The organism is Lonepinella koalarum (genome assembly GCF_004565475.1).
GTDB lineage: Bacteria > Pseudomonadota > Gammaproteobacteria > Enterobacterales > Pasteurellaceae > Lonepinella > Lonepinella koalarum.
Window position 1 is genome coordinate 82,509 of sequence record NZ_SRHX01000005.1, and the last position, 25,502, is coordinate 108,010.

Annotated in this window: 15 protein-coding genes; 8 read left to right on the forward strand and 7 right to left on the reverse strand. The window is 40.7% G+C overall.

The window, feature by feature from the left end; all coding sequences use genetic code 11:
- Window positions 1–265 precede the first annotated feature (265 nt).
- On the reverse strand, window positions 266–850 hold the full coding sequence (gene lpcA, locus E0709_RS07675) for a D-sedoheptulose 7-phosphate isomerase (protein WP_132302284.1): 585 nt from the start codon (window positions 848–850) through the stop codon (window positions 266–268).
- A 230-nt stretch (window positions 851–1,080) separates the two neighbouring features.
- Here lpcA and E0709_RS07680 point away from each other — a divergent pair, with 230 nt between their 5' ends.
- Window positions 1,081–3,291, forward strand: a complete 2,211-nt coding sequence (locus tag E0709_RS07680; RefSeq protein ID WP_132302285.1) for a FepA family TonB-dependent siderophore receptor — start codon at window positions 1,081–1,083, stop codon at window positions 3,289–3,291.
- 200 nt (window positions 3,292–3,491) lie between these two features.
- Window positions 3,492–5,768: a FepA family TonB-dependent siderophore receptor gene (locus E0709_RS07685; RefSeq protein ID WP_132302286.1), complete on the forward strand. Its 2,277-nt coding sequence runs from the start codon at window positions 3,492–3,494 to the stop codon at window positions 5,766–5,768.
- A gap of 88 nt (window positions 5,769–5,856) precedes the next feature.
- Here the strand turns inward: E0709_RS07685 and E0709_RS07690 are convergent, their stop codons facing one another.
- The gene (locus E0709_RS07690) at window positions 5,857–6,777 is read right to left on the reverse strand and encodes a helix-turn-helix transcriptional regulator (protein ID WP_132302287.1); all 921 of its coding nucleotides are present in this window, start codon (window positions 6,775–6,777) and stop codon (window positions 5,857–5,859) included.
- A 123-nt stretch (window positions 6,778–6,900) separates the two neighbouring features.
- Between E0709_RS07690 and E0709_RS07695 the strand changes: the two genes are divergently transcribed.
- The 3 genes from E0709_RS07695 (at window position 6,901) to E0709_RS07705 (ending at window position 11,246) form a co-directional block, all read left to right on the forward strand.
- Window positions 6,901–9,018, forward strand: coding sequence for a TonB-dependent siderophore receptor (locus E0709_RS07695; protein WP_132302288.1), 2,118 nt, complete (start codon window positions 6,901–6,903; stop codon window positions 9,016–9,018).
- 206 nt (window positions 9,019–9,224) lie between these two features.
- Entirely contained in the window at window positions 9,225–9,704 is a 480-nt protein-coding gene (gene cdd, locus E0709_RS07700) for a cytidine deaminase (protein WP_132302289.1), read from the forward strand.
- A 3-nt stretch (window positions 9,705–9,707) separates the two neighbouring features.
- Complete coding sequence (locus E0709_RS07705) at window positions 9,708–11,246, forward strand: alpha/beta hydrolase (protein WP_132302290.1); 1,539 nt, start codon at window positions 9,708–9,710, stop codon at window positions 11,244–11,246.
- Window positions 11,247–11,294: 48 nt separating this feature from the next.
- Here E0709_RS07705 and E0709_RS07710 read toward each other — a convergent pair whose 3' ends face one another.
- From E0709_RS07710 to E0709_RS07720, 3 genes are all read right to left on the reverse strand, one after another.
- The gene (locus tag E0709_RS07710; protein ID WP_341539175.1) at window positions 11,295–11,690 is read right to left on the reverse strand and encodes a GFA family protein; all 396 of its coding nucleotides are present in this window, start codon (window positions 11,688–11,690) and stop codon (window positions 11,295–11,297) included.
- 37 nt (window positions 11,691–11,727) lie between these two features.
- Window positions 11,728–15,162, reverse strand: a complete 3,435-nt coding sequence (gene mfd / locus E0709_RS07715; protein ID WP_132302292.1) for a transcription-repair coupling factor — start codon at window positions 15,160–15,162, stop codon at window positions 11,728–11,730.
- 63 nt (window positions 15,163–15,225) lie between these two features.
- Entirely contained in the window at window positions 15,226–17,244 is a 2,019-nt protein-coding gene (locus E0709_RS07720; protein ID WP_132302293.1) for a BCCT family transporter, read from the reverse strand.
- Window positions 17,245–17,593: 349 nt separating this feature from the next.
- On the opposite strand from E0709_RS07720, the gene E0709_RS07725 reads away from it, so the two are divergent.
- Together E0709_RS07725 and typA are read left to right on the forward strand one after the other, a co-directional pair.
- Window positions 17,594–17,752 (forward strand): DUF1328 domain-containing protein, encoded by a 159-nt coding sequence (locus E0709_RS07725; RefSeq protein ID WP_132302294.1) that lies wholly within the window; start codon window positions 17,594–17,596, stop codon window positions 17,750–17,752.
- Window positions 17,753–17,996: 244 nt separating this feature from the next.
- Window positions 17,997–19,847, forward strand: coding sequence for a translational GTPase TypA (typA, locus tag E0709_RS07730; RefSeq protein WP_132302295.1), 1,851 nt, complete (start codon window positions 17,997–17,999; stop codon window positions 19,845–19,847).
- Window positions 19,848–19,927: 80 nt separating this feature from the next.
- Here the strand turns inward: typA and E0709_RS07735 are convergent, their stop codons facing one another.
- Both E0709_RS07735 and E0709_RS07740 read right to left on the reverse strand, forming a co-directional pair.
- On the reverse strand, window positions 19,928–23,014 hold the full coding sequence (locus E0709_RS07735; protein WP_132302296.1) for an efflux RND transporter permease subunit: 3,087 nt from the start codon (window positions 23,012–23,014) through the stop codon (window positions 19,928–19,930).
- 14 nt (window positions 23,015–23,028) lie between these two features.
- Window positions 23,029–24,258, reverse strand: a complete 1,230-nt coding sequence (locus tag E0709_RS07740; RefSeq protein ID WP_132302297.1) for an efflux RND transporter periplasmic adaptor subunit — start codon at window positions 24,256–24,258, stop codon at window positions 23,029–23,031.
- Between the two features lie 187 nt (window positions 24,259–24,445).
- Between E0709_RS07740 and E0709_RS07745 the strand changes: the two genes are divergently transcribed.
- Window positions 24,446–25,474, forward strand: a complete 1,029-nt coding sequence (locus E0709_RS07745; protein WP_132302298.1) for an amino acid ABC transporter substrate-binding protein — start codon at window positions 24,446–24,448, stop codon at window positions 25,472–25,474.
- The last annotated feature ends 28 nt before the right edge of the window (window positions 25,475–25,502 follow it).

The window sequence follows — 25,502 nt, forward strand, 5'->3', positions numbered from 1 at the left end:
ACTTCACCGCTTTTCTTCGCTTATTTGGTATTTTCTTCACGCTAAATTTTGAACTCGCTTCGCTCAGACATGCAAAATTTAGCTAAAAATACCAAAACACTCAGGCGGTTCAGACGGGGACCCATTTAGAGCATAGGGGCGAACCGATGTGTCCGCCCGTTGAAAACCGAACATGGTCTTCAGGTGGGAAAAAGGGTATTCATCTAAATTTTCGAAGTGTGAGAGTAATTGTAACAACACCACACCCTAAACCGCGGTCAAAAATTTACGAATTTTTTGCCATTTCAAATTCAATTAACATCATTAAAATATGAATCACTTTAATATGAATTTCTTGAATACGATCCGCATAACGGAAATGAGGGACACGGATTTCAACATCGGCTAAACCTGCCATTTTACCGCCGTCTTTGCCAGTCATCGCAATCACTTTCATACCTTTGGCTTTAGCGGCTTCAATGGCATTTAACACATTTTTAGAATTGCCCGATGTAGATAACCCAAATAACACATCGCCTTTTTGTCCAACGGCTTCCACATAACGAGAGAACACATATTCATAGCCAAAGTCATTACTCACACAGCTCAAATGGCTGACATCGGAAATCGCAATGGCAGGATAACCTGGGCGATTTTCACGATAACGTCCTGTTAATTCTTCCGCAAAGTGCATGGCATCACAGTGCGACCCACCGTTACCACAAGACAACACTTTACCGCCTTGTTTGAAGCTAGCCGAAATGAGCAGTGCGGCTTGTTGAATGAGTTTGATATTATTTTCATCAGCAATAAATTTATTTAATACATCTTGTGCTTCAACAAGTTCAGCTTTAATTTGATCGAAATACATGGTTTTCCCCTTATTTATGTTATTGAATAAAAAGGATTGTATAGCAAAAGTGCGGTGAGGATCTATGATAAATTTATTTTTATGGATACTTTTCATTATTTTAATGATAACTATTTGCAAAAAATTTCTTGTTTGTGTATGATTTCATCATTTTACACCAATCCTATAGTAGGACAAATTAAGGGTAAACCCCTTAATTTTATTTTTTATTTGTAACGTAAGGAATAAGAATGAAAAAGAAGCAAACTAAATTTAAATTCACATGCAAATTATCTTTAGTGAGTTTGTCTGTTTTAAGCAGTTTTGCCATGGCAGAGGAAAGCCTACAAAATGTGGAAGAGCTTGAGACAATTCACGTTACAGCAGAACAGCAATTACAACAATCTCTTGGGGTATCCCAAATTTCTAAAAAAGATTTAGAAAAACGTCCTGTTGCTAATGACGTATCTGAATTATTACGCACTATGCCGGGGGTAAACCTAACGGGTAACAGCTCAACCTCTCAACGTGGTAACAAACGTCAAATTGATATTCGTGGCATGGGGCCTGAAAATACCTTGATTTTAATTGATGGTAAACCTGTGACTTCACGTAATTCGGAGCGTATGGGGCGACGAGGTGAGCGTAATACGCGCGGGGATAGCAACTGGGTACCTCCTGAGCAAATTGAAAGTATCACAGTATTACGTGGTCCTGCCGCAGCACGTTATGGCTCAGGTGCCATGGGGGGGGTGGTGAATATTAAAACCAAACCAGTCAGCAATGAATTAAAAGGTTCCGTTACTTATTACACTAACCAACCAAGAGATGACGCGGAAGGTTCAACCACTCGTGTCGGCTTTGATTTAAGCGGTCCCGTGATTAAAGATGTGTTGGCTTTCCGTTTATACGGTAGCGCCAATAAAACCAAACCAGATGCAGTCAATATCAATGAAGAAGCATCAAGCAGTAATGTTGCGGGGGTTGAAGGGGTACGTAACCGTGATATTGCTGGGCGTTTAGAATGGAAAATGGATCCGCGTCAAACCTTAATCTTGGATTCGAGTTTTAGTCGTCAAGGGAATATTTATAACGGCGATACGCAACTGAGTAATGCTGCATTGTCCTCCGGCTTAATTCGGGAGAATGGCATGGAAACGGCGCGTTTATATCGTTCAGCCTACTCTTTAACCCATAAAGGTGAGTGGGATTGGGGGAATACGGAAAATACTATTAGTTATGAGCGTACAAAGAATAGTCGTTTACCCGAGGGATTGACTGGTTACAGTGAAGGGGCTTATACTTCAACCTCAGATTTTTCGGATAGCCGGTTAACTAATTTCCGTCTTCAATCTGAAGCCAATATTCCCTTTACCTTAGGTGTATCGCAAGTATTAACCGTGGGTGCTGAATATAATCATGCTAAATTAGACGATCCGCAGTCAATGACGCAACAGTATCTGGTACCTGTATCAGGGTTTGATATTGGGGCAAATCGTAGTGGTGAAAAATCCCAAAGTAACGTTGCGGTTTTTGCCGAAGACAATATTTATGTCACAGAACGTACCATTGTTATTCCATCTCTCCGCTTTGACTATAACACCGACAGTGGTTCAAACTGGAGTCCGGCATTAAATATCTCCCATGAATTGAATGATATGTTTACCATTAAAGGCGGTATTGCTCGTGCTTATAAAGCACCAAATCTATATCAAGTTAACCCTAATTATCTGTTATATAGTACAGGTGCTGGCTGTCCTCTACCAAGCGCAGCTAATGGTTATACCGTTTATAATACATCTTGCTATATTTTGGGTAATGAGAATTTAAAACCTGAAACCAGTGTCAATAAAGAAATTGGCTTAGAGTTTGAACATAACGGTTGGCAAGCGTCTATTACCTACTTCCACAATGCTTATCGTAATAAAATTGTTACCGGAGCTCAGGCGATATGGTCGAATGGTGATGGTGGACAAGGTCATGTGTTCCAATGGGAAAACACACCGAAAGCCACCATTGAAGGCTTTGAAGGAAACTTAGTGATTCCTTTGTCGGATAATTTAACATGGAGTAATAACTTCTCTTATATGCGTAAGTCAGAAGATTATCAAGGCAACCCATTGTCGATTATTCCAAAACACACTATCAACAGTACGTTAGCATACCAAGCGACGGATAAGTTGGATATGAATCTCACCTTTACCCATTATGGTCGCCAAAAACCACGCACCGTAGCGATTATTAAAAATGAAACACTATCAGCGACAGCGTTAACTTATGATGAAATCGGGAGCTATGGTGTTTTGGGAATCAATGCTGGTTACCAATTTAACAAGCACTTTAGCGGTCGTATTGGGATGACTAATATACTTAATAAAAAACTTTATCGTACAAATAATGGTGCTCAAAGCTATAATGAACATGGACGATCTATTTATATGACAGCCAAGTTATCATTCTAATCGGAAATAAGTTGTTTAAAGGTGGAATATGATTTCCGCCTTTTTTTTGCCCCAAATACTATAATAAATTATTAATTAAGTAATGAGAATTATTTGTATTTATTGAATTTATTTTATATGATACTGAAGCCAATAAAGCAATCATAGATCAAATCTAGTCGTAAGATATTCTACTTTTTATTTATAACAGGAATCATAAAATGAAAGGAAAACATACCTTATACCACCCACTTTCTTTGATTAGTTTATCCATATTAAGCACCTTTGCGATGGCACAAACCGCGCAAAATGTGGAGCAGCTCGACACCATTTACATTACTGCAGAGCAGCAATTGCAACAATCCCTTGGGGTGTCGCATATTTCGCAAAAGAATATTGAAAAACGTCCACCTGCTAATGATATTTCTGAGTTGGTTCGTACTATGCCGGGGGTGAATCTGACAGGAAATTCTGCCACAGGGCAACGTGGCAATAAACGCCAAATTGATATTCGGGGCATGGGACCGGAAAATACCTTGATTTTAATTGATGGAAAACCTGTCACTTCACGTAATGCGGAGCGGATGGGCTGGCGTGGTGAGCGGAATACTCGAGGTGATTCTAACTGGGTACCCGTGGAAGAAATTGAAAGTATTACGGTACTTCGTGGTCCAGCTGCAGCACGTTATGGTTCGGGTGCGATGGGTGGGGTGGTGAATATTAAAACCAAACCCGCCAGTAATGAATATCATGGTGAGATTAATTATTATATGAATCACCCTGAAGACAGCAAAGAAGGAGGTACACAACGGGTAGGCTTTAATTTAAGTGGTCCAATTATTACAGATGTGTTGGCTTTCCGTTTATATGGTAGTGCCAATAAAACCGAAGCAGATGCGGTGGATATTAACCCAAATTCCAGTTTTGCCGGCGTGGAGGGCGTACGCAACCGGGATATTGCAGGGCGTTTAACTTGGACCATTAATCCACGCCAAAGCCTTTCTTTAGATGCCAGTTTTAGCCGTCAAGGCAATATTTACAATGGCGATTCGCAAAATAGTAATGTCAGAGAAGGTAACACGACCTTTGAGCGTAGTCTTGATTTACGCAACAGCAATGCAGAAACTGCTCGTCTTTATCGTTCTGCCTTTTCCTTAACACATAAAGGAGATTGGGACTGGGGTGGTTTAGAAACCATTATTAGTTATGATCGCACCAAAAATAGTCGCTTACAAGAGGGGTTATATGGTGGACCAGAAGGTATCTATACCAATGTGGAAGAAACCAATGCGTTAAACGACCCAAATGACGGTGCATTCAAAGACAGCGATTACAAAAACTTCCGTTTCAGCAGTGAAGCGGATATTCCCTTTACCGCTGGTGTAGCGCAAGTTCTCACCCTTGGTGTGGAATATAATCATTACAGCTTAGATGACCCCTCTTCCATGCGGATGCAATTATTTGATCAAAATCAACAGGATTATTTCCCAACCTTAGCCAATTTCCAATCACAGGGGCGTTCAGGTAAACATACGCAAAATGCTTTTGCGGTTTATGCCGAAAATAATATTTATGTGACAGAAAAAACCACTATTATTCCTGCCATTCGTTTTGATCATAACAGCGACAGTGGCAATAATTGGAGTCCATCCTTAAACTTTGCTCACAGTTTCAATGAAATGTTCACTATGCGTGGGGGGATTGCCCGAGCTTACAAAGCGCCAAATCTCTATCAATCTCACCCCAATTATTTGCTTTACACGCGTGGTCAAGGTTGTCCAATTCATTTACCAAACGGTGTCAGATGTTATTTATTAGGGAATCCCGATTTAAAACCTGAAACCAGTGTGAATAAAGAAATTGGGCTTGAATTTGCTCACAACGGCTGGCAAGCGTCTGTTAACTACTTCCACAACGCTTATCGCAATAAGATTATTGCTGGCGATGATGTGATTGATAGCTATGTTGGTTCACGTTTTACCAGCTATTTACTACGTTGGGATAATGTCGATAAAGCGACTATTGCAGGCATAGAGGGGAATTTAGTGATTCCTATTTTGGAGAATTTGCAATGGAGCAATAATTTTACCTACATGCACAAATCCAAAGATCATTTAGGAAATCCCTTGTCCATTACGCCAAAACACACCATTAACACCACGTTGGCTTACCAAGCCACAGATAAATTGGATGTGAACGTCACCTTTACCCATTATGGTCGTCAACATAAACGCACCGTGGCAACCAATAGAACAGAAGATGGACGTGGTGGCAATGGCACAGTGGCTTATAATATGGGTGAAGATGTCGCTAGCTACGGCATTTGGGGCATTAACGCAGGTTATCAATTCACTAAACAAATTAGTGCCAGAATTGGGATAAATAACCTATTTAATAAAAAATTATACCGCACCGAAGGGCAAGTCAGCTTAGGCGGAGCCAACACTTATAATGAACACGGACGTGCTTATTTTGCTAGTGTAAAAATTGGGTTTTAATTAGATAATATAAGGGGCGTTTGCCCCTTTTCTAATTTTATATTTTGTTTGCGTTGTCGCCCAAAGGTGCGGTGAAAATCCATTCAATTTATCTGATTAAACAAGCTAAATGCTTTTTTCTCACCTGACTAGGTACCATATTAAAATATTTGCGGAAAGCGGTGGTGAAATTGTCAGGGTTGCTATAACCTGCAATCGTCGCTGCTTCAATAATACTTGTTCCGTTTAAAATGGCACGGTAACTGCGTTCCAGTTTTAATTGTCTGAGATAAGCCATAATGCTGATGCCGTGAATTTGTTTGAAATCACGTTGCATTGTGGTGACGTTGGTGTGTAGAAAAGCTGCCATTTGGGTTAAATTCCAGTCATCTGCCTTTCCAGTTAAGAGAAGTTCGGTTAACTGTTTGATTCTTTTGTCTTTTAATGATGTATTTTGCCCTTGATTAAATTGCGGTAATTGGGATAACAGCTCAAATAGCAGATTTAAACAGCAACTTTCTTTGTATAAAAATTGGCAAACCTGCGATGAACTGGCTTGCTCGATAATCTCGTTTACTAAGGTCAAAATCTTTTTATTGATGTGCAAAATATGCGGTTGCAAATGGGCTTTTTCCAGCTGTTCCACATAATAATAATCTAGTGTTTGTGTGAAGTTGGACATTTTTAACCATTCCGGCTCAATAAAAATCACCAGTTCTTTTTGCGTGGCGTTAGCTTCAAAATACTTTGCTCCCTGTATATCTTTTGAGATAGGAAAAAACACCGCCACGGGTTGTTTGTCGGCGGAAAAAACAAATTTTTGCTTACCGAATTGTAATTGGGTTTTGCCTTGCAAGGTAATAATTAAGCGAATCCCCGGTTGAAACAAGCCTTGAACGTTGTCAGGAGCGTCACTCATTGATATATCAGCATATTTAAATAGTAGCCCTTCTCGCAAAGTACACATAATCACTGTTCCTGTTACCCCATCAAGGGGATCTTTCATTTCAACAATAGGTCTGCTATTCATTTTGTTTCCTTATTTATTTTTTTCTGAACGGTAAAATATATTTTTTTGCAAAGGTAAAGGCAAATCTTTTTTGTCATAATAATTAAGAATTATTCTCATTAGACCGATGAACAAGGAACCATTATGACAAAATCATTTCAATATTCTTATTTAACGCTTGCCTTATCCAGCATTTTTTCAGTTGCTTATGCAACGGAAAATAGCAGCCTAGATCAGATTGATGTATATGAAACAATTACATCGCAAAGTCAGCTTTATTCACCAAGTATGAGCTATGTTGGCACTAAGGTGGCAACCCCGTTGGTGCGTACGCCAATGGGGATTACGGTCGTCACTGAGAAACAAATCCAAGATCGTAATGCTCAGGATATTGCACAAAGTTTGGATTATACATCGGGCTTACTGAGCGGTTATCGGGGTAAAAACAGTATGTTGGAAATCATGGTGAGGGGAATTGGTTATAAAAGTGATGGTGGCGGTGTGCCGACCTATTTAAACGGCATAGCCTATCAGGGATCTTATGAAATGGATCCGTTCTTTTTGGAAAGTATCAATGTGATTAAAGGACCTGCTTCGGTGCTTTACGGACAAGCCAATCCGGGTGGTGTAGTGGATATTGTGACTAAAAAACCGACCAAAAAAGACCGCACTTTGCTACAAGCCAAGGTGGGAACGGACGATTATTATCAGCTGGGTTTGGATATGGATCGCAAAATCAACGATCAATTATCCGTACGTGTAGTAGGCAATCTCAAACGCTTAGACTGGAAAGAACGCTTTACCCGTCAACAGGGCGGCACCATTGCACCGTCCTTAACTTGGTCGCCAAGTCAGCAGACGGATTGGACTATCAGTTTGTTTTATCAGAAAAATCCGAAAATGGGGCAACGTAATTTCTTAATGAGAGAAGGGACGATTGAGTCAGTCAATGGGTCAAAATTGCCTTATGATTTCTTTGTGGGCGATCCGAATTATCATAAATGGGCATTGGAACAATATCATCTTGGCAGTCAGTTTTCGCATCGGTTTAATGAAAATATCACTTTTAGACAAAATCTGCGTTACACTAAATCTGACGATGATTATCGTGGATTGTTGGGCTGGTATTATGCAGGGGATACCCGTTATGGGCGTGTAGCACGAACCTTTAGAGATGTTTACCACGAATTTGGTGTAGATAATCAATTAGAAACGAAATTTACCACGGGTTCGCTGAATCATACCTTGTTATCAGGGGTGGAATATAAACAATTCCGCTATGATTCTGTTGTTTATCACGGTCCAGCGCCGAGTATTGATTGGACGAATCCTGTTTACGGTGTGACCATCAATCCGCCTGATTTGCTGACCAGCTCTGTGAAAGTGATTAAACAAACGGGTATCTATGTGCAAGATCAGATTTCTATGGGAAATATGGATTTTTTATTAGGCGGTCGTTATGATGTTTCTCACAATCGTTATGATCAACGCTATAGTGTGTACGGTGAACCCAGTGAGCACAAACAACGAGATCATAAATTTACTTGGCGGACAGGGGCGATTTATAATTTCGCCAATGGCATTGCTCCCTATATCAGTTATAGCACGTCTTTCCAGCCTGAAATTGGTGTGGATAGTCAGAATAATGCGTTAAAACCGACCACGGCAAAACAATATGAAATCGGGCTGAAATATCAGCCGAACGAACATATTTTATTTACCACCGCACTCTATCGTATTTTACAACATAATTTAGTCACCACCGATCCGAATACAAGGGAAAAAGCCCAAACGGGTGAAACCCGTACCAACGGCGTGGAAGTGGCGTTATCGGCGGATTTAACCGAAAATATCAGTGTTATCGGGTCTTATGCCTATACCAAGCGTAAAGTCACCCAAGATAAAGATCCGAGCAACGTAGGTAAAAAACCGTGGGGCGTGCCACATCATCAGGGATCCTTATGGGCGAAATACGCTTGGCATAATGGCGTGCTTGACGGTTTGGATATTGGGGCCGGGGTGCGTTATATGGGAACCACTCAAGATCGTACCAATACCATTAGGGTGCCACATTATACGCTGTATGATATGTCCGTAGGCTATGATTTAGCCAAGTTAAGCAGTTCGCTCAAAGGGGCAACGGTGCAGGTGAACTTGAATAATTTGACGGATAAAAAATATGTCGCTTCTTGTGCCAGCGGGGATACCTGTTTTTATGGTACGGAGCGTACAGTGGTTGCAACCTTTAATTATCAATGGTAATTAGGATTGAAAGTTTACCGGACAAAATAATGAAAAAACGACCGCACTTTAATTAACACTTTGGTTTACAGCCGGTCGATTTTTATCAAAATGGAAATTTTGTTTTGCATTGAATGGTTAACCTGTTGAGTGTATGATAAGAAAATATGCACACCCATAAGGTGCTAAATTTGGGAAAGAGATCAGGATGAAATTAAGGAGAAAACATGAAAAAACAACTTAATATAAATTATGAAAGTTTCGAATCCTACAATGAATTAAATGATATTGAACAAAAACTGTTTAATGTGGCAAAACAGGCTAGAAAAAAAGCTTATGCACCTTATTCTCATTTTTTAGTGGGGAGTGCGGTGTTGTTGGAAAATGGCGAAATTATTGCGGGTAATAATCAAGAAAATGCTGCTTATCCATCAGGACTATGTGCGGAAAGAACCGCTATTTATTGGGCGTCAGCAAATTATCCTAAGCAAAAGATTTTAAAAATATTTGTAGTAGGTGCACCACAAGATGAAATGAAAAATAGTCCTGTTCCGCCTTGTGGTGCTTGTCGGCAAAGTATTTTGGAATATGAAACCAAACAATCACAAAATATAGAAATCTATTTTGCTTCTGTTTCAGGTGAAATTTTCAAAACTTATTCGATCAAAGATTTATTACCGTTTAATTTTGATGTGTCTTTTTTGTAGAACATGATGAAAAAAATTACCGCACTTTTATTAATGAGTATGAGTACATTCGCTTACAGCCAATCCATTTCCTTACAAAATGGCGATTTTGTCAAAGGGGAATTTACTGTCACGGATAAAGACGGGGCTGATTTAGCCGTTGTTTTTGCGGATAAAAGCGAACGACGGTTGGTGCAAAATGTGGTGGGTAAGAAAGAGTTTGTGTTTAAAGCCGAGCAAACAGGCACGGCGGATTTTGTGATTTATTCATCACAAGGTAAAAAAGCCGAAATACAGCAGGATCAGATTCAGATTTTGCAACAGATCCCTGTGGAAAAGCAAAACGCATTACCAACGAAATACCTTAGCACCAAAATTCAACAGCTTGCCGAGCAAATCACGGAGCAAAATAAAATGGCATTGTTAGACGAATTTTGGCAACAGGTGACAAAGCAAGGTACGCCATTAATTGAGCCAGTGGAAAATACGGATGAAAACGTAGTGACCTTTTTATGGCGTGGGGCGAAACACAATGTGTGGTTGTGGGGTTCGCCGAGCCGTGAAGATCATCATGATCAGCTTGAACGCTTGTTTGATTCGGATATTTGGTTTAAATCTTATCAACTGCCGAATGACAGTCTGGTTTCTTACGGCTTTGCTCCCGATGTGCCGACCTTGCCAGTAAGCCAAGGAGAACAACGGCGAGCCATGTTAGCAACGTTGCAAGCGGATCCCTTTAATCCTCATACCTATCCAGCCAAGCCGAAATATCCGCAAGATAGATTTAGTTACGAGTCGGTATTAAAATTGAAAAATACACCACAATCGCCTTGGCTTGAAGCGAAAAGTGTAGCGCAAGGAACCTTGCAAAGTTACTCATTTCATAGCCAAATTTTAGGTAATGAGCGCCGTATTCGGATTTATCTGCCTACTCATTTTAATCCGAATAATCCTGATCTTCACTTGCTATTTTTGTTTGATGGCGCTGAATATGTGGCTAAAGTCGCGACTCCGACGATATTGGATAATCTGATTGCTCAAGGCAAAATTCCGCCGACGGTTGCGGTGTTTATTGATAATCCAACTACCCAAGCCAGAAGAACGGAATTACCGCCTAATCCCAATTTTGCCAACATGCTGGCAACGGAATTATATCCTTGGGTAAGCCAACAGCTAGGCATAAAAATTGCCGCAAAACACACCGCACTTGCTGGCTCCAGTTTTGGTGGATTAGCGACGGCATATATCGCCAATCAATATCCTGATATTTTTGGTAATGCTCTCGTGTTGTCAGGGTCATTTTGGTGGAAAGATCCGACAGCAAGTACACAATTTAACAACGCAATGGCACATTTATATGCCAGCCAAGCGCCAAAAGACATTCGTTTTTTTATCAGTGCAGGCATTTATGAGCAAAGCATTTTAAACAGCTCAAGGCATTTTAAAGATGTGTTAATGGCAAAGAATTACCCAGTTATTTATCAGGAATATCATTCTGAACACGGTTATTATTCGTGGCAAACGATTTTGCCTGAGGGCTTGCTGGCGTTGTTTGGTCAGTAAATCACAATCGTATTGATGGTGGGTTTATCCCCACCTATCATCTAATAACTATGCCATTTTTTCCAACATTTCCGCTTCAGTCAATTTCGGTACATCATTTTTTAGTTCATAGAAAGACGGCTTTTTGTCGATGAAAACTTCGTCAGCCAAGGTAAACGTGGTTTGTCCGTAAAACAAGCCAGTGGAGACATAATAATGTTGCGTACCCAGCATGTGATAATAAAGATGTGAGCCGCAATTTCGGCAAAATGCACGTTCCGCCCATGGGGAAGATTGATAACAAGCAAGATACTCGTTTCCTGTGGTTTCTATTTTTTCACTATGAAATGCAAATAATGGACCGCTGTTCCAGCGTTGACACATACCGCAATGGCAGACACTGGCGTTTTGATTATCGGCAACCGTAAGTGTGATGGCGCCGCATAGACATTGACCTTTTATGATGTTATTCTCCTTTGATGATGTTTATCATCGTTCGATTTTACCCCAAACTCTCCAACAAATTCTTCACAAATTCCAACCGCACTTTTGCCTGTTCTAAATTGCAAGTAAAGCGAAATTTAGTCGGACCGTCAAATTTAAACACCGCAGGTTGCTGTTTGATTAAGGCTAAAAACTTCATCGGATCAATATCTGCCGTTGGGTTAAATTCCACAAAACCACCGTGAGCAGTTGCATCAATTTTGATGACTTTTAGGGCTTTGGCAATCAAGCGTAACTCGGCGATTTGCAACAGATTTTTTGTTGGTTCTGGCAATAACCCAAAACGATCGATAAGTTCTACTTTCAATTCATCAAGAGCGGCTTTGTTTTCTGCCCCTGCAATGCGTTTATAGAATGACAACCGCATATTCACATCGCCCAAATAATCATCAGGTAACAGGGCAGGCACACGCAAATCAATGTCCACTTGCTGTTGGGTGAGTTCGTCCAAACTTGGCTCACGCCCTTCTTTCATCGCTTTCACCGCCGCTTCCAGCAATTCCATATACAGGCTAAAGCCGATGCTTTCAATTTGTCCGCTTTGTTCTTGCCCAAGTAATTCGCCAGCCCCACGAATTTCTAAATCGTGGGTCGCCAAAATAAAGCCAGCCCCGAGATTATCCAAACTTTCAAGGGCTTCAAGGCGTTTTACTGCATCTTTGCTGATGAGTTTTGGCGGCGGTGTCAGCAAATAAGCGTAGGCTTGATGATGAGAACGCCCCACCCGTCCACGCAGTTGGTGCAGTTGAGCCAAACCGAAATTATCCGCTCGCTCAATAATGATTGTGTTAGCGGTCGGCACATCAATGCCCGTTTCAATAATGGTGGAGCAGACCAACACATTAAAACGTTGATGATAAAAATCCGACATCACCCGTTCAAGATCCCGTTCCCGCATTTGTCCGTGACCGATCGTTACCCTTGCTTCGGGGACAAGTGCGGTGATTTTTTCCGCACATTTTTCAATGCTTGCCACATCATTATGCAAATAATACACCTGACCGCCACGCAGGATTTCACGCAAAATCGCTTCCCGAATGGTGAGATCGTCCGCTTGTCGCACAAAGGTTTTAATGGTTAAACGGCGAGCAGGCGGCGTGGAAATAATAGACAGATCCCGAATACCGTTCATTGCCATATTCAGCGTGCGGGGAATCGGTGTCGCAGTTAGGGTCAGAATGTCAATATTGGCACGCAGCTGTTTGATTTTCTCTTTTTGTCGCACGCCGAAACGGTGTTCTTCATCAATAATCAGCAAACCGAGATCGCTAAATTTTACATCCGATTGAATCAGTTTGTGCGTACCGATCAGAATATCCACCTTGCCCTCGGCGAGATTGTCTAAAATCTGCTTTTGTTGTTTGGCGGTTTTAAAGCGTGACACCATTTCCACATTGACCGGCAAATTGGCAAAGCGGTCTTTGAAATTGTCAAAATGTTGTTGAGCCAGTAGCGTCGTTGGCACCAGTACAGCCACTTGTTTATGATTCATCACCGCCAAAAATGCCGCACGCATTGCCACTTCGGTTTTGCCAAAACCCACATCGCCACACACCAGCCGATCCATCGCTTTCGGTTGACACATATCGGCAATCACGGCGTGAATTGCCATTTCCTGATCAAGGGTTTCTTCAAACGGAAAGGTTGCTGCAAAGGCTTGATAGTCTTGTTTATCATATTGAAACGCAAAGCCTTTTTTAACTTCACGTTCGGCATACACATCAAGTAGTTCTGCTGCCACATCACGAATTCTTTCTGCCGCTTTGGAACGGGCTTTTCCCCACGCATCACTGCCGAGTTTATGCAAGGGGGCGGTTTCATCGCTACCACCCACATAACGGCTGATTAAATGCAGACTGGCGACAGGCACATACAATTTGGCATCGTTGGCATAAGTCAACAGCAAATATTCCGCTTTCACGCCAGCATTTTCAAGGGTAACTAATCCGCCATAACGCCCTACACCGTGATCCAAATGCACTACCGCTTGTCCAATTTTTAGTTCGGCAAGATTGCGAATGAGCGTATCAGGATTGACCGTTTTGCGTTTATCACGGTGGCGTTGTTGTACTCTTGAACCGAGTAGTTCGTTTTCAGAAATTATCGCAATTTTGACCGCACTTTCGAGAACAAATCCCTGATCTAATGGGCTGATTTGTAAACTAAATTGTTGCCCTAAAACATCATTAAAATCATTAATCTGTTTCGGCTTAATTTTCAACGGTGCTAACAAATCCAACAAGGTTTCCCGCCGTCCTTCGCTTTCCACCGAAAATAAAATCTTGCCGTCAAATTGTTCGATAAATTGGCGTAAGGCGTGCAATGGTTCTTTTTGTTGGGCTTGAATTTGTAACTCAGGCAACGGACTTACGCTTAAATTGCTTTGCCGAACGGATTTTTTCAATACTTCGGATTTCAAAGAAATTCGGCGATATGCTTTCAAATGGCGATTAACTTCGTCTATTTTCAGCCAAAGTTTGTTAGGGGGAAGCAGCGGTCGCATTGGATCCACTTTGCGACTGTCAAAACGGCTTTCCGCATCTTGATAAAACCGCTCACCTTGAGCTTGGAAGCCGTCAAAGTCCACAAATAGGGTGTTTGGCGGCAAATAATCAAACAAGGTCGCCATTTGCTCAAAAAACAGCGGTTGCCAGTATTCAATGCCCGACACCAGCGTGCCTTTACTCACTTGCTGATAAATATGCTCTGGATCACGGCGGATTTCGCCAAAGGTTTCGCGAAATTGGCTGCGGAAAAATTCAATGCCTCGGCTATCCGTTGGAAATTCGTGAGCAGGCAACAGATTAATTTTGTCAATTTCAGTCAGCGTACGTTGGCTGTCCACATCAAAGGTGCGAATGGAATCAATTTCATCATCAAAAAAATCCAACCGAAATGGCTCGCTGCTCCCCATTGGGAATAAATCCAACAGCGAACCCCGTACCGCAAATTCGCCCACTTCCAACACCTGTTCCACTGCCCGATAGCCTGCATTTTCCAGATTCAATCGAATTTTCTCAATATTCAGCCGATCACCTTTTTTAATCAATAACACATTTTGACTTAAAAAAGACGGTGGACAAAGGCGTTGCATCAGCGTGGTAATCGGCAAAATTAACACGCCAGAGTTGTCTTGTTGCAAATAAAATAGGCTGCTTAGGCGAGCGGAAATAATCTCTTGATGGGGTGAAAACGCATCATAAGGCAAGGTTTCCCAATCGGGAAACAGTTGCACGGCTGGCAAAGTTTGGCGTAAAAGTTTTTCCAAACGCACCGCAGTTTTGCTGTCTTGCGTGACGATAATGGTTAACCCTTGATATTGTTGGACAATTTGGCTTAAAGCAAAACTGTCTGCACCCGCAAGGACGTTGCCGAGCAGTTTGTGATCTTGCGGTTGAGTGGGTATATCAAGTTGAAAAAATAGGTTATTCATAACTGCGGTTAAAATTAAGGGGGAATCGTTAAATTCCCCGTATTATATCAAAAGAAAAGAATTTTATTCTGTAATATTTTCCACATCCGCAGTTATTAAATTGTGAGTGTTATCCATGGCAAGATTCATAAAGCGTTCATATTGTTTTAATACGTCAGCGATAAGTTCTTCTTTTGTCATATATTGTACATCATAACCTTGACGACCGTCTATGAAGTAAGTGATCGGTTCGTAGATTTTGCTTTCATCAATATTTGGCACGTTGGCATCATCGACTACTAAATCGGATAACTTGCGTGATTGGCATTCAATGCCATACAAGAAATTACGCAGATTTTCGTTAATTACTTCAAATTCGATTTTCGGATTTTTACCGTCAATAAAATTCATTTGTGCAATTAAACCATGATTTTCAAATTCAGTCACCAATTCACTAAAGGCAGGACGAGCTACTTTATTTAAGAAACGTCGAATATCTTTCCGATCAGTCGGATTAACGATTTTTTCTAAACGTTCTTTCCAGTTTTTGCCTGTCCAGTTGGCGCTACCTTGGCTGAATTCTTTGTTGAAATATTGTGCATCAATCATTAGACCTTGCCAAAGTCCAATACATAATACCAACATAATCAACATAAAGGGTAAAGCGATAATTAACGTCATGGTTTGCAATGAAGCTAATCCACCAGAATACGAAAGGGATAAACCTAGTACTGTTAATAAAACACCCCAGTAAACACTTTGCCATTTGGGTACTTTTTGTTCCCCTTGTGACGCAATGTTATTGAGTACTAAAATCCCTGAATCTGCGGATGTAATAAAGAAAATAGAGATAATAATCAAGGCCATTACCGATGAAAAAGTAGTAAATGGTAAATGTTCAAAGAAACCAAATAATAGTTGTTCGGTATTGCCACTGATCGCCGCTAATTCACCACCGGTTTGTTGGTCGATCCAAATAGCTGAACCACCAAAAGTAGTCATCCATAAAATATTGAATAGGGACGGCACAAACAACACACCGAGAATAAATTCACGAATGGTACGACCTTTTGAGATTCTGGCAATAAATAATCCCACAAACGGTGCCCAAGATGCCCACCAAGCCCAGTAAAGCACGGTCCAACCGCTTAACCAACCTTGTTGTTCAGGTTCATAAGCAAAAGTACGGAAACTAATTTCTAATAATGAACTGAAATAATAACCAAGATTTTCCGTTAAACCTGAGAATAATTGTAGAGTAGGTCCTGCAATAATTACAAAAACTAATAAAATGCCAGCTAATATAAGATTTGTTTCGCTGAGCATTTTTATGCCTTTTCCTACACCGGAGACAGCCGAAATAACGGCTAATGTCATGGCAATAATGACGAGTACTGCCAGTGTACCAAAGCTATTACTATCAATTACGCCAAGGGCGTTAAAGCCGGCATTGACTTGCAAGGCACCATAGCCTAAGGAGGTAATTAAACCGAAAATAGTGCTACATAAAGCAATAGTATCAATCAGATGACCCCAGAAACCAGAAATACGACTTTTTAATAAAGGGTAAAATCCGGATCGAATGGTTAATGGTAATTTATAACGGAAACCAAAGTAGGCAAGTGCTAATGCGATGACAGCATAAATCGCCCAAGCATGAATACCCCAGTGATAAAAGGTAGTTATCATGGCTTCTTTGATCAAATCAGATTGGTTTAAATCTTGATGTATTGGGTTAAGATAATGCAAGATAGGTTCAGCTACCCCAAAGTACATTAATCCGATCCCCATACCGGCTGCAAATAACATAGCTATCCACGATACAAAAGAATATTCTGGTTCATCGCTGTCTGCTCCTAAGCGAATATCACCTAATCGGCTGACGCATAAAAAGATTAAGAATAGAAAGAAAATTGAGCCGGCTAAAATATAAAACCAACTAAAATTATCAAAAAACATTTGTTTAATGGCACTTAGTCTTATATTTGCCTGTTCTGGGAAAAATGCACAGAACACCACCACAGCCACGGCTAATAAGGTGGTTGGAATAAAAATAGGTCCCTTTAATGTGCTATTAGCACGCATTCGTTGTAAAACGTTCAAACTCGTTCTCCTAAAAATTTAACGAAAAACACCGCACTTTTTAGTATTTATACAAAAAAGAAAGTGATAAATGAAATAAAAATTAAGTTACGATACCCTACAAGACAGGGGATTTGGATAATTAAATAGGCGAGAAATCTTGCCAAAGATGAGCGTAGATGCCCATAACTGAATTATTATAATAAAATATTTATAAAAACTCAAGTTTAAGTATTTTTAGCTATAAAAATTGTTATTTATGTTAGATTTATGTTAAGGTAGAGATACTTTCTTTTCGGAAGTGTTTATATGGGTAGGAAGTGTTTAATATAGGTAGTATTTAACCAACACATAATTAAGGAGAAGATTTATGTTACATTATTCAATTGTGTTTTTTGTGATTGCAATTATTGCGGGGGTATTAGGTTTTGGTGGTATCGCAGGAAGTGCAGTGGAGATTGCTAAAATTTTATTTGGCGTATTTATTATTTTATCCATTCTTTCTTTTATTTTCGGGCGTAGACGTTAACCCATGAAATAGATATTACATGATAAGGTGCGTGATTAACGCACCTTATCATTGATACTAAATTCAAATTTTCTCCTTTTTTATATTTCATCTCATCTCAACAAAGATTTTACTAAATCAGGTTACTCACTCATTATTTAATAGCTCATTGCTAAAAAAGGTTGTATAATTTGCGACCTTTTACCGTGTTATACAAAAAGTGCGGTACATTTTTTAGATTTTTTAAACAACAGAAGATAACTCAATGGCAGATTTAGATATTAATAAATTGCGTAATATCGCAATTATTGCGCACGTTGACCATGGTAAAACAACCTTGGTTGACAAACTTTTACAACAATCAGGCACCTTAGAAAGCTCCCGCAGTGGTGATGGTGATGAACGTGTCATGGACAGCAACGATTTGGAAAAAGAGCGTGGCATTACTATTCTAGCTAAAAATACCGCGATTAACTGGAATGATTATCGCATTAACATCGTAGATACCCCAGGACACGCCGATTTCGGAGGCGAAGTGGAACGCGTGCTTTCTATGGTGGACTCGGTATTATTAGTGGTGGACGCTTTTGATGGTCCGATGCCACAAACCCGTTTCGTCACACAAAAAGCCTTTGCTCATGGGTTAAAACCCATTGTGGTAATTAATAAAGTGGATCGTCCGGGCGCAAGACCTGACTGGGTGGTGGATCAAGTATTTGATCTCTTCGTAAACTTAGGGGCAACGGACGAACAATTAGATTTCCCAATTATTTACGCATCCGCATTAATGGGTGTAGCAGGCTTAGAACACGAAGAGTTGGCTCCTGATATGACCCCATTATTTGAAGCTATTGTAGAACATGTGGCTCCACCATCTGTTCATCTTGATGCACCGTTCCAAATGCAAATTTCCCAATTAGACTATAACAGCTATGTGGGCGTGATTGGTATTGGTCGTATTAAACGTGGTTCAGTGAAACCGAATCAAGCGGTGAGCGTGATTAATAGCGAAGGACGTACTCGTCAAGGCCGTATTGGTCAAGTGTTAGGGCATCTAGGTTTACAACGTTATGAAGAAGATGAAGCCTTTGCGGGTGACATCGTGGCGATTACGGGCTTAGGTGAGCTGAATATTTCTGACACTATCTGCGATATTAATGCGGTGGAAGCTTTGCCAGCTTTAAGTGTAGATGAACCGACCGTCACCATGTTCTTCTGTGTAAATACTTCTCCATTTTGTGGTAAAGAGGGCAAATATGTGACTTCTCGCCAAATTCTAGAACGCTTAAACAAAGAACTTGTGCATAATGTCGCGTTACGTGTGGAAGAAACACCAAACCCTGATGAGTTCCGTGTGTCGGGGCGTGGTGAACTGCATTTGTCGGTGTTAATTGAAAATATGCGTCGTGAGGGCTATGAATTAGCGGTATCTCGTCCGAAAGTCATCTATCGTACCATTGACGGCAAAAAACAAGAGCCATTTGAGCAAGTGACCATTGATATTGAAGAACAACATCAGGGGTCAGTGATGGAAGCCTTGGGGATTCGCAAGGGTGAAGTGAAAGACATGCAGCCAGACGGCAAAGGTCGTACTCGTTTAGAATATGTGATCCCAAGCCGTGGTTTGATCGGTTTCCGTAATGAATTTATGACCATGACGTCAGGTACAGGCTTGCTTTATTCTACATTCAGCCACTATGACGATATTAAACCCGGCGAAATTGGACAACGTAAAAACGGCGTACTGATTTCTAACGCCACAGGTAAAGCCTTAGGTTATGCTTTATTTGGTTTACAAGAGCGTGGTAAATTAATGATTGACCACGGCGTAGAAGTTTATGAAGGGCAAATTATCGGTATTCATAGCCGTTCTAATGATTTAACCGTGAACTGTTTGCAAGGTAAAAAACTCACTAATATGCGTGCGTCAGGCAAGGATGATGCTATCGTATTAACCACACCAGTGAAATTAACATTAGAACAAGCCATTGAGTTTATTGATGATGATGAGTTAGTGGAAGTGACCCCAGTATCTATTCGGGTGCGTAAAAAATTACTCACTGAAAATGAGCGTAAGCGCGCGAATCGTACTACGGTCAGTACAAGTATTCATTAATAAAATTCAGCTAAAAGCCACCGCACTTTGTAACAGTACGGTGGCTTTTTTATGTCTTTTGGCTAAACCATGGTTAACCATTAAAAATGGGTGGACTTCAACGGTTTATGTTTGTCTGCCACAAAGCAATAAATCACAGGTAATACAAAAATGGTAAATAGCGTGCCAATGGCAAGCCCTGTGACAATCACAAAGCCAATGCTAAAGCGTGCGGAAGCCCCAGCACCGCTGGCATATAACAGTGGCACTAAGCCTGCGATCATGGAAAAGGCAGTCATTAAAATGGGGCGTAGGCGTAATCCTGCGGCAATTCTGACGGCTTCTAAGCGGCTTTTGTGATGATGTAATTGTTGTTCTTTTGCCACTTCGCAAATTAAAATACCATGCTTAGCAATTAAGCCCACTAAGGTAAGCAAACCCACTTGAGAATACACATTGAGCGTAGACACGCCCCAGCCTAAGAAATTAAGTAAATTTAAGCTTAATAACGCCCCGCTAATCGCCAATGGCACCGAAAGCATAATCACCAAAGGATCACGCCAACTTTCAAATTGAATCGCTAACACTAAATAAATAATGCAAACTGCCAGTAAAAAAGTGATCAGTAAGCTATTACCTTCTTGTTTAAACTGACGGGATTCGCCCATAAATTCATATTGATAATCAGCGGATAATTGCTGTGCCAGTTGCTCCAAATAAAGGGTGGCATCACCTACAGAAACGGTAGGGACGCCTGAAATCGTCACAGAATTGAGCTGACTGACACGATTTAACCCCAGCGGTTCGGTTTTCAGTTCAATATCAATAAAATTGCGTAGCGGAATGGATTGTCCTTGTTGATTAACTACGGTCATTTTGTTTAGATCTTGCGGGTTGAGCCGATTTTGGCGTGCCACCTGCGAGATCACATCATAGGCTTTGCCGTCAATTTCCACTCGAGCGATGGTAGAACCGGATAAATACGCCCCCACCACTTGACTAATTTCACTCATCGACACGCCAAATGTGCCCGCTTTTTCTTTGTTAATAGTGACATTGGCTTTGGGGCTAGAGAATTTGAGATCCGCATTAATAAACACAAAATTGCCCGATTGTCTGGCTTGTTGCAAGATATTTTCGGCAATGGCATCTAAATCTTCATAAGAACGAGATGATTTAATCACTAAACTCACAGGCAAGCCACTTTCCCCCGTGTTCACTTCAGGGCGCGCAAAGGAAGTAAAAGAAGCGGGTGCAAATTGATTACCAATTTGGTTCATGGCATTTTGAATTTCACTCAAACTTCTTTTTCGTTCTGATTTTAAGGTGGTGATCACAATGGCTTGGTTAAAGCCACGGAAACCGGCGATAAATTGGGTAAATTCCAGTTCGGGAATGTGTTGGCGTAATTGTTTTTCAAAAGCACTGGAACTAGCTACGGTATAATCTAAATTCACATAGTCAGGAGCTTGTCCAATCAACACTAAACTGCCTTTGTCTTCCACTGGGGTGAGTTCGGAAGATAAAAAACGGAAACTTAACGGAATACTGATAAAAATCAACAGAGCAAATGCGAGCATGGTTTTAGGTCTAGCTAAAAAACTGTCTAATAGGCTTTCATAATGCTGATTTAAGGTGGTCAAACTGCGCTGAATTTTTTGTTCTAATTTTGATGGTTGGTCTTTTGCTGTATTGCCTTGGGCTTTTAGCAAGGTTGAACTCATCATCGGCGACAGGGTTAAGGCGATAATGCCTGAAATAAACACCGCCCCTGCTAAAGTTAAGGCAAATTCTTTAAATAAGGCACCCGTAATGCCGTCCATTAATGCCATGGGAGAATACACCGCACACAGGGCAATGGTCATGGCAATCACGGGCAAGGCGATTTCCCTTGTGCCTTTCACGGCAGCTTCAAATTTATCCATGCCACTTTTAATCAGACGATCCACATTTTCTAATACCACAATGGCATCATCCACTACCAGTCCTATGGCTAAAATAATTGCCAGTAATGTCATTAAATTAATGGAAAAGCCGAACAGTTGTAATAAGGCAATCACCCCAATTAAAGAAATAGGAATGGTGATAATCGGGATTAAAATGGCACGAAACGAGCCGATAAATGCCCCAATCACAATTAACACAATCAAGGTAGCTTCAAAAATGGTTTTGATCACTTCATTGATAGAATGATTAATCGCCAGTGTGCGATCATATAAAATTTGCGTACTGATTTCACTCGGAATGCCGGTTTTAATTTGCTCATATACGGGATAAATATTTTTTGCCACGGTCAATGGATTGGCTGTGGGTGTTGCTTCAATAGCCAACACCGTGGCATTATCGCCATTCGCCAACACGCGATAATTATCACTTTCTTTGTCTAATTCCACATAGGCAATGTCTTTTAAGCGTACAATACGACTATCATCTTGCATCACCACCAGATTGTTTAATTGCGCTAAATCTAAGGTGGTGGTTTCAATATTGTTCTTATAATTCACATAATAGCCATTGGAATTACCCGCTGCTGATTGCACATTATTATTGCTTAAAGCACGGTTAATCTCACTGGCGGAGAGATTGTAAGCGGCTAATTTATCAGGATTTAACCAAATGCGAAAACCGTATTTAATCCCCCCATAAATATCCACTTTTGCTACACCATCTACGGTGAAAAGTAAGGGTTTAATATTACGTTCCAGATAATCGGTGACTTGGCTGACATGCAGCGTATCCGATTTAAAGGAAATATACATGATATTATCAAAAGATCCGGTGGACACGGAAATAGTCGGATCATCAATATCATCAGGCAGCCGTCTTCGCACGCCATTGACTTTGGACGACACGTTAGCTAACGCCAAATCAGGATCGGTGTTGAGCTTCATTTTCACCGTAATGGTGGAACGCCCTGCCTTGCTTTCGGATTTCATATAATCAATATTGTCCGCTTGGGCAATGGCTTCTTCCAACGTGGATGTAACAAAGGCTTTCATGGTTTCGGAACTTGCCCCAGTGTAGGTGGTGGACACCGTCACAATGGTCACGGTCATATCGGGGTATTCTTTCACCGGTAATTTAAATATGGCTTGCAAGCCCAAAATCACAATTAGTAAACTAATACTGATTGCCAGCACGGGACGCTTAATAAAAATATCGGTAAACAAGGCTTTTGTATTTTTCATCTCACACCACCACCTTAAAGCCGAGTTTTATGGGCTGGCTCATCTGCACCGATAATCACATCCGTTAAGGCTTCTTCACGCACATAACTGCCATCACTTAACCGTTGCATACCAGACACAATAACTTTATCGCCTGCTTTTAAGGCATCTTGATGATTAGGCACGACTAACGCCAGATTGCCTTGTCTATCCAAGGTGGTTACTGCCACTCGTTTGGCTTTGAACGCATCAGACAGTTGGGTTTTATAGCGATCATCTTGCTCAATATCTTGCAGGATATAAAGGGTTTCGCCAGACAAGGCATAAGCTACAGCCACTTGTGGCAAGACAAATTGGTTAGGAATGGTGGGTAAAGCGATTTTTACTTTTGCGAACATACCATCGGTGAACGGCGATGGCTGTTTGTCACATTTGATCACGCCTTCCACTGCAATTAAACCTGTTTGCGTATCTAATCCATTGTCAATATTTGATACATAGGCTTGGCAACTTTCAATATTGTGTGAATGTTGTGATGAAGATGGTTGCTCAATCAGCTGTTGCAGGGTTAAGCGATTTTCTGTTGGGTTTTCTAATTCAATGTGTAACGCTTGCTGGTAATGAAGCTGGGCGATATTTTCTTGTGGTAAAAAGAATTTAATTTTTTTATCACCTAAATCTTCAATATTCACAATTTGTTGTCCAAGACTGACAAATTGCCCTTCTACGGCATTAATAATCCCCAGCTTACCATCAAAAGGCGCAAAAATTTTACGTCGATTAATATTGGCTTTCTCACTTGCTAACGCATTAGCGATATTTTTATATTCATATTCGGCTTTGTCTAAGTCGGTTTTCGATACGGAAGCAGTTTTGGCTAACTGCACATAGCGATCATAGGTTCTTTTATAATAGTTATATTGGGCTTGCAAGGCGTTAAGATTGGCTTCTTCCACCGTATTATCCAAGCTAAGAATAAGATCGCCCTTTTTCACGGATTGACCTGAGGTAACAGCAATGTTTGCTACCACACCACTGGCCTGTATAGCAAGTCCAGTGGAATCGCTTGAAATCAGTCCGGTGGTTTGCACAAAAGGTTGCCAGTCTTGTTGGGTTAAGACAAGGGTTTTCACCGGATTGGTCGAGGGCGGACGATTTGCCAATGTATCGGCATGTTTCATCTGTTTAAATTGGTTTAAGCCTAAAATGATGATAACAGTTAAACTTATCACCAATAGGCTACAAATGGCTGTTTTCTTTTTCATCTTTTTTATCCCATTACACGCTACATACTTTTAGTTTTAGGATTGTATTGATATAACTGCTGAATTGCAACAAGGTATGCTGACTTTCTTATAACTAAATCATCTTTGCTATATTACAATCTTATTTGCGTCTATGTGGCTTTTTGATTATATTGTCAAATGTTTATTATTATCTTTGGAGAATTTTATGAAAAAATTAAATGTATTAACAGCGACTGTGATTGCTACTGTTGGTTTTACCGCTTTTAGTGCCAATGCACAAGCTTCAACTCTTGATACGGTAAAACAACGTGGTCACGTTATTTGTGGTACTACCACAGGTTTTGCTGGCTTTTCTGCACCGGATGATAAAGGAGAATGGAAAGGGTTAGATATAGATTTGTGTAAATCTGTCGCAGCAGCGGTGTTTGGTGATGCCACTAAATTTAAAACCGTGCCATTAAATTCTCAACAACGCTTTACAGCACTTCAATCTGGTGAAATTGATGTATTAACTCGTAACACCACAGTAACACAACAACGTGATACTGCACTGGGTTTGCAATCTCCGGGGGTAAATTTTTATGACGGACAAGGTTTCTTAGTGAAAAAAGATCTTGGCGTGAAAAGTGCTAAAGAATTAGATGGTGCGACAATCTGTTTGCAAACCGGTACTTCCAATGAAAACACGCTGGCGGACTGGGCGAGAGCGAGTAATGTAAAATACACGCCAGTGGTGTTTGATCAATTTAATGAAGTGGTCAATGCTTTCGCTTCTGGCCGTTGCGATGTATTTTCCACTGATGCTTCTGGTTTAGCCTCAATTCGTATTTCACGGTTATCTAACCCAGATGATTATGTCGTGTTACCTGATTTAATTTCTAAAGAACCATTGGCTCCGTTTGTGCGTCAAGGGGATGCACAATGGTTTAATATTGTGAAATGGACATTACAAGCCCAATTTAACGCAGAAGAATTGGGTGTCACCAGCAAAAATGTGGATGAGCAATTAAAAAGCGAAAATCCAAATATTCAACGTTTGTTAGGCGTGGCAGAAGGTACAGGTAAAAACCTTGGTTTAGACGACAAATGGGCGTATAACATTGTGAAACAAGTGGGCAACTATGGTGAAAGTTTTGATCGCAACGTAGGAAAAGACAGCCCGTTGCAAATTCCACGTGGTTTAAATAATTTATGGACGAATGGTGGTTTACATTACGGTTTACCTGTACGTTAATCATGGATAATCTGTCTAAAAACAACAC

Excerpts from the sequence above, each read along its gene's own strand:
- lpcA (WP_132302284.1), bottom strand. The coding sequence starts at position 850 with ATGTATTTCGATCAAATTAAAGCTGAACTTGTTGAAGCACAAGATGTA.
- E0709_RS07680 (WP_132302285.1), top strand. The coding sequence starts at position 1,081 with ATGAAAAAGAAGCAAACTAAATTTAAATTCACATGCAAATTATCTTTA.
- E0709_RS07685 (WP_132302286.1), top strand. The coding sequence starts at position 3,492 with ATGAAAGGAAAACATACCTTATACCACCCACTTTCTTTGATTAGTTTA.
- E0709_RS07690 (WP_132302287.1), bottom strand. The coding sequence starts at position 6,777 with ATGAATAGCAGACCTATTGTTGAAATGAAAGATCCCCTTGATGGGGTA.
- E0709_RS07695 (WP_132302288.1), top strand. The coding sequence starts at position 6,901 with ATGACAAAATCATTTCAATATTCTTATTTAACGCTTGCCTTATCCAGC.
- cdd (WP_132302289.1), top strand. The coding sequence starts at position 9,225 with ATGAAAAAACAACTTAATATAAATTATGAAAGTTTCGAATCCTACAAT.
- E0709_RS07705 (WP_132302290.1), top strand. The coding sequence starts at position 9,708 with ATGATGAAAAAAATTACCGCACTTTTATTAATGAGTATGAGTACATTC.
- mfd (WP_132302292.1), bottom strand. The coding sequence starts at position 15,162 with ATGAATAACCTATTTTTTCAACTTGATATACCCACTCAACCGCAAGAT.
- E0709_RS07725 (WP_132302294.1), top strand. The coding sequence starts at position 17,594 with ATGTTACATTATTCAATTGTGTTTTTTGTGATTGCAATTATTGCGGGG.
- typA (WP_132302295.1), top strand. The coding sequence starts at position 17,997 with ATGGCAGATTTAGATATTAATAAATTGCGTAATATCGCAATTATTGCG.
- E0709_RS07735 (WP_132302296.1), bottom strand. The coding sequence starts at position 23,014 with ATGAAAAATACAAAAGCCTTGTTTACCGATATTTTTATTAAGCGTCCC.
- E0709_RS07740 (WP_132302297.1), bottom strand. The coding sequence starts at position 24,258 with ATGAAAAAGAAAACAGCCATTTGTAGCCTATTGGTGATAAGTTTAACT.
- E0709_RS07745 (WP_132302298.1), top strand. The coding sequence starts at position 24,446 with ATGAAAAAATTAAATGTATTAACAGCGACTGTGATTGCTACTGTTGGT.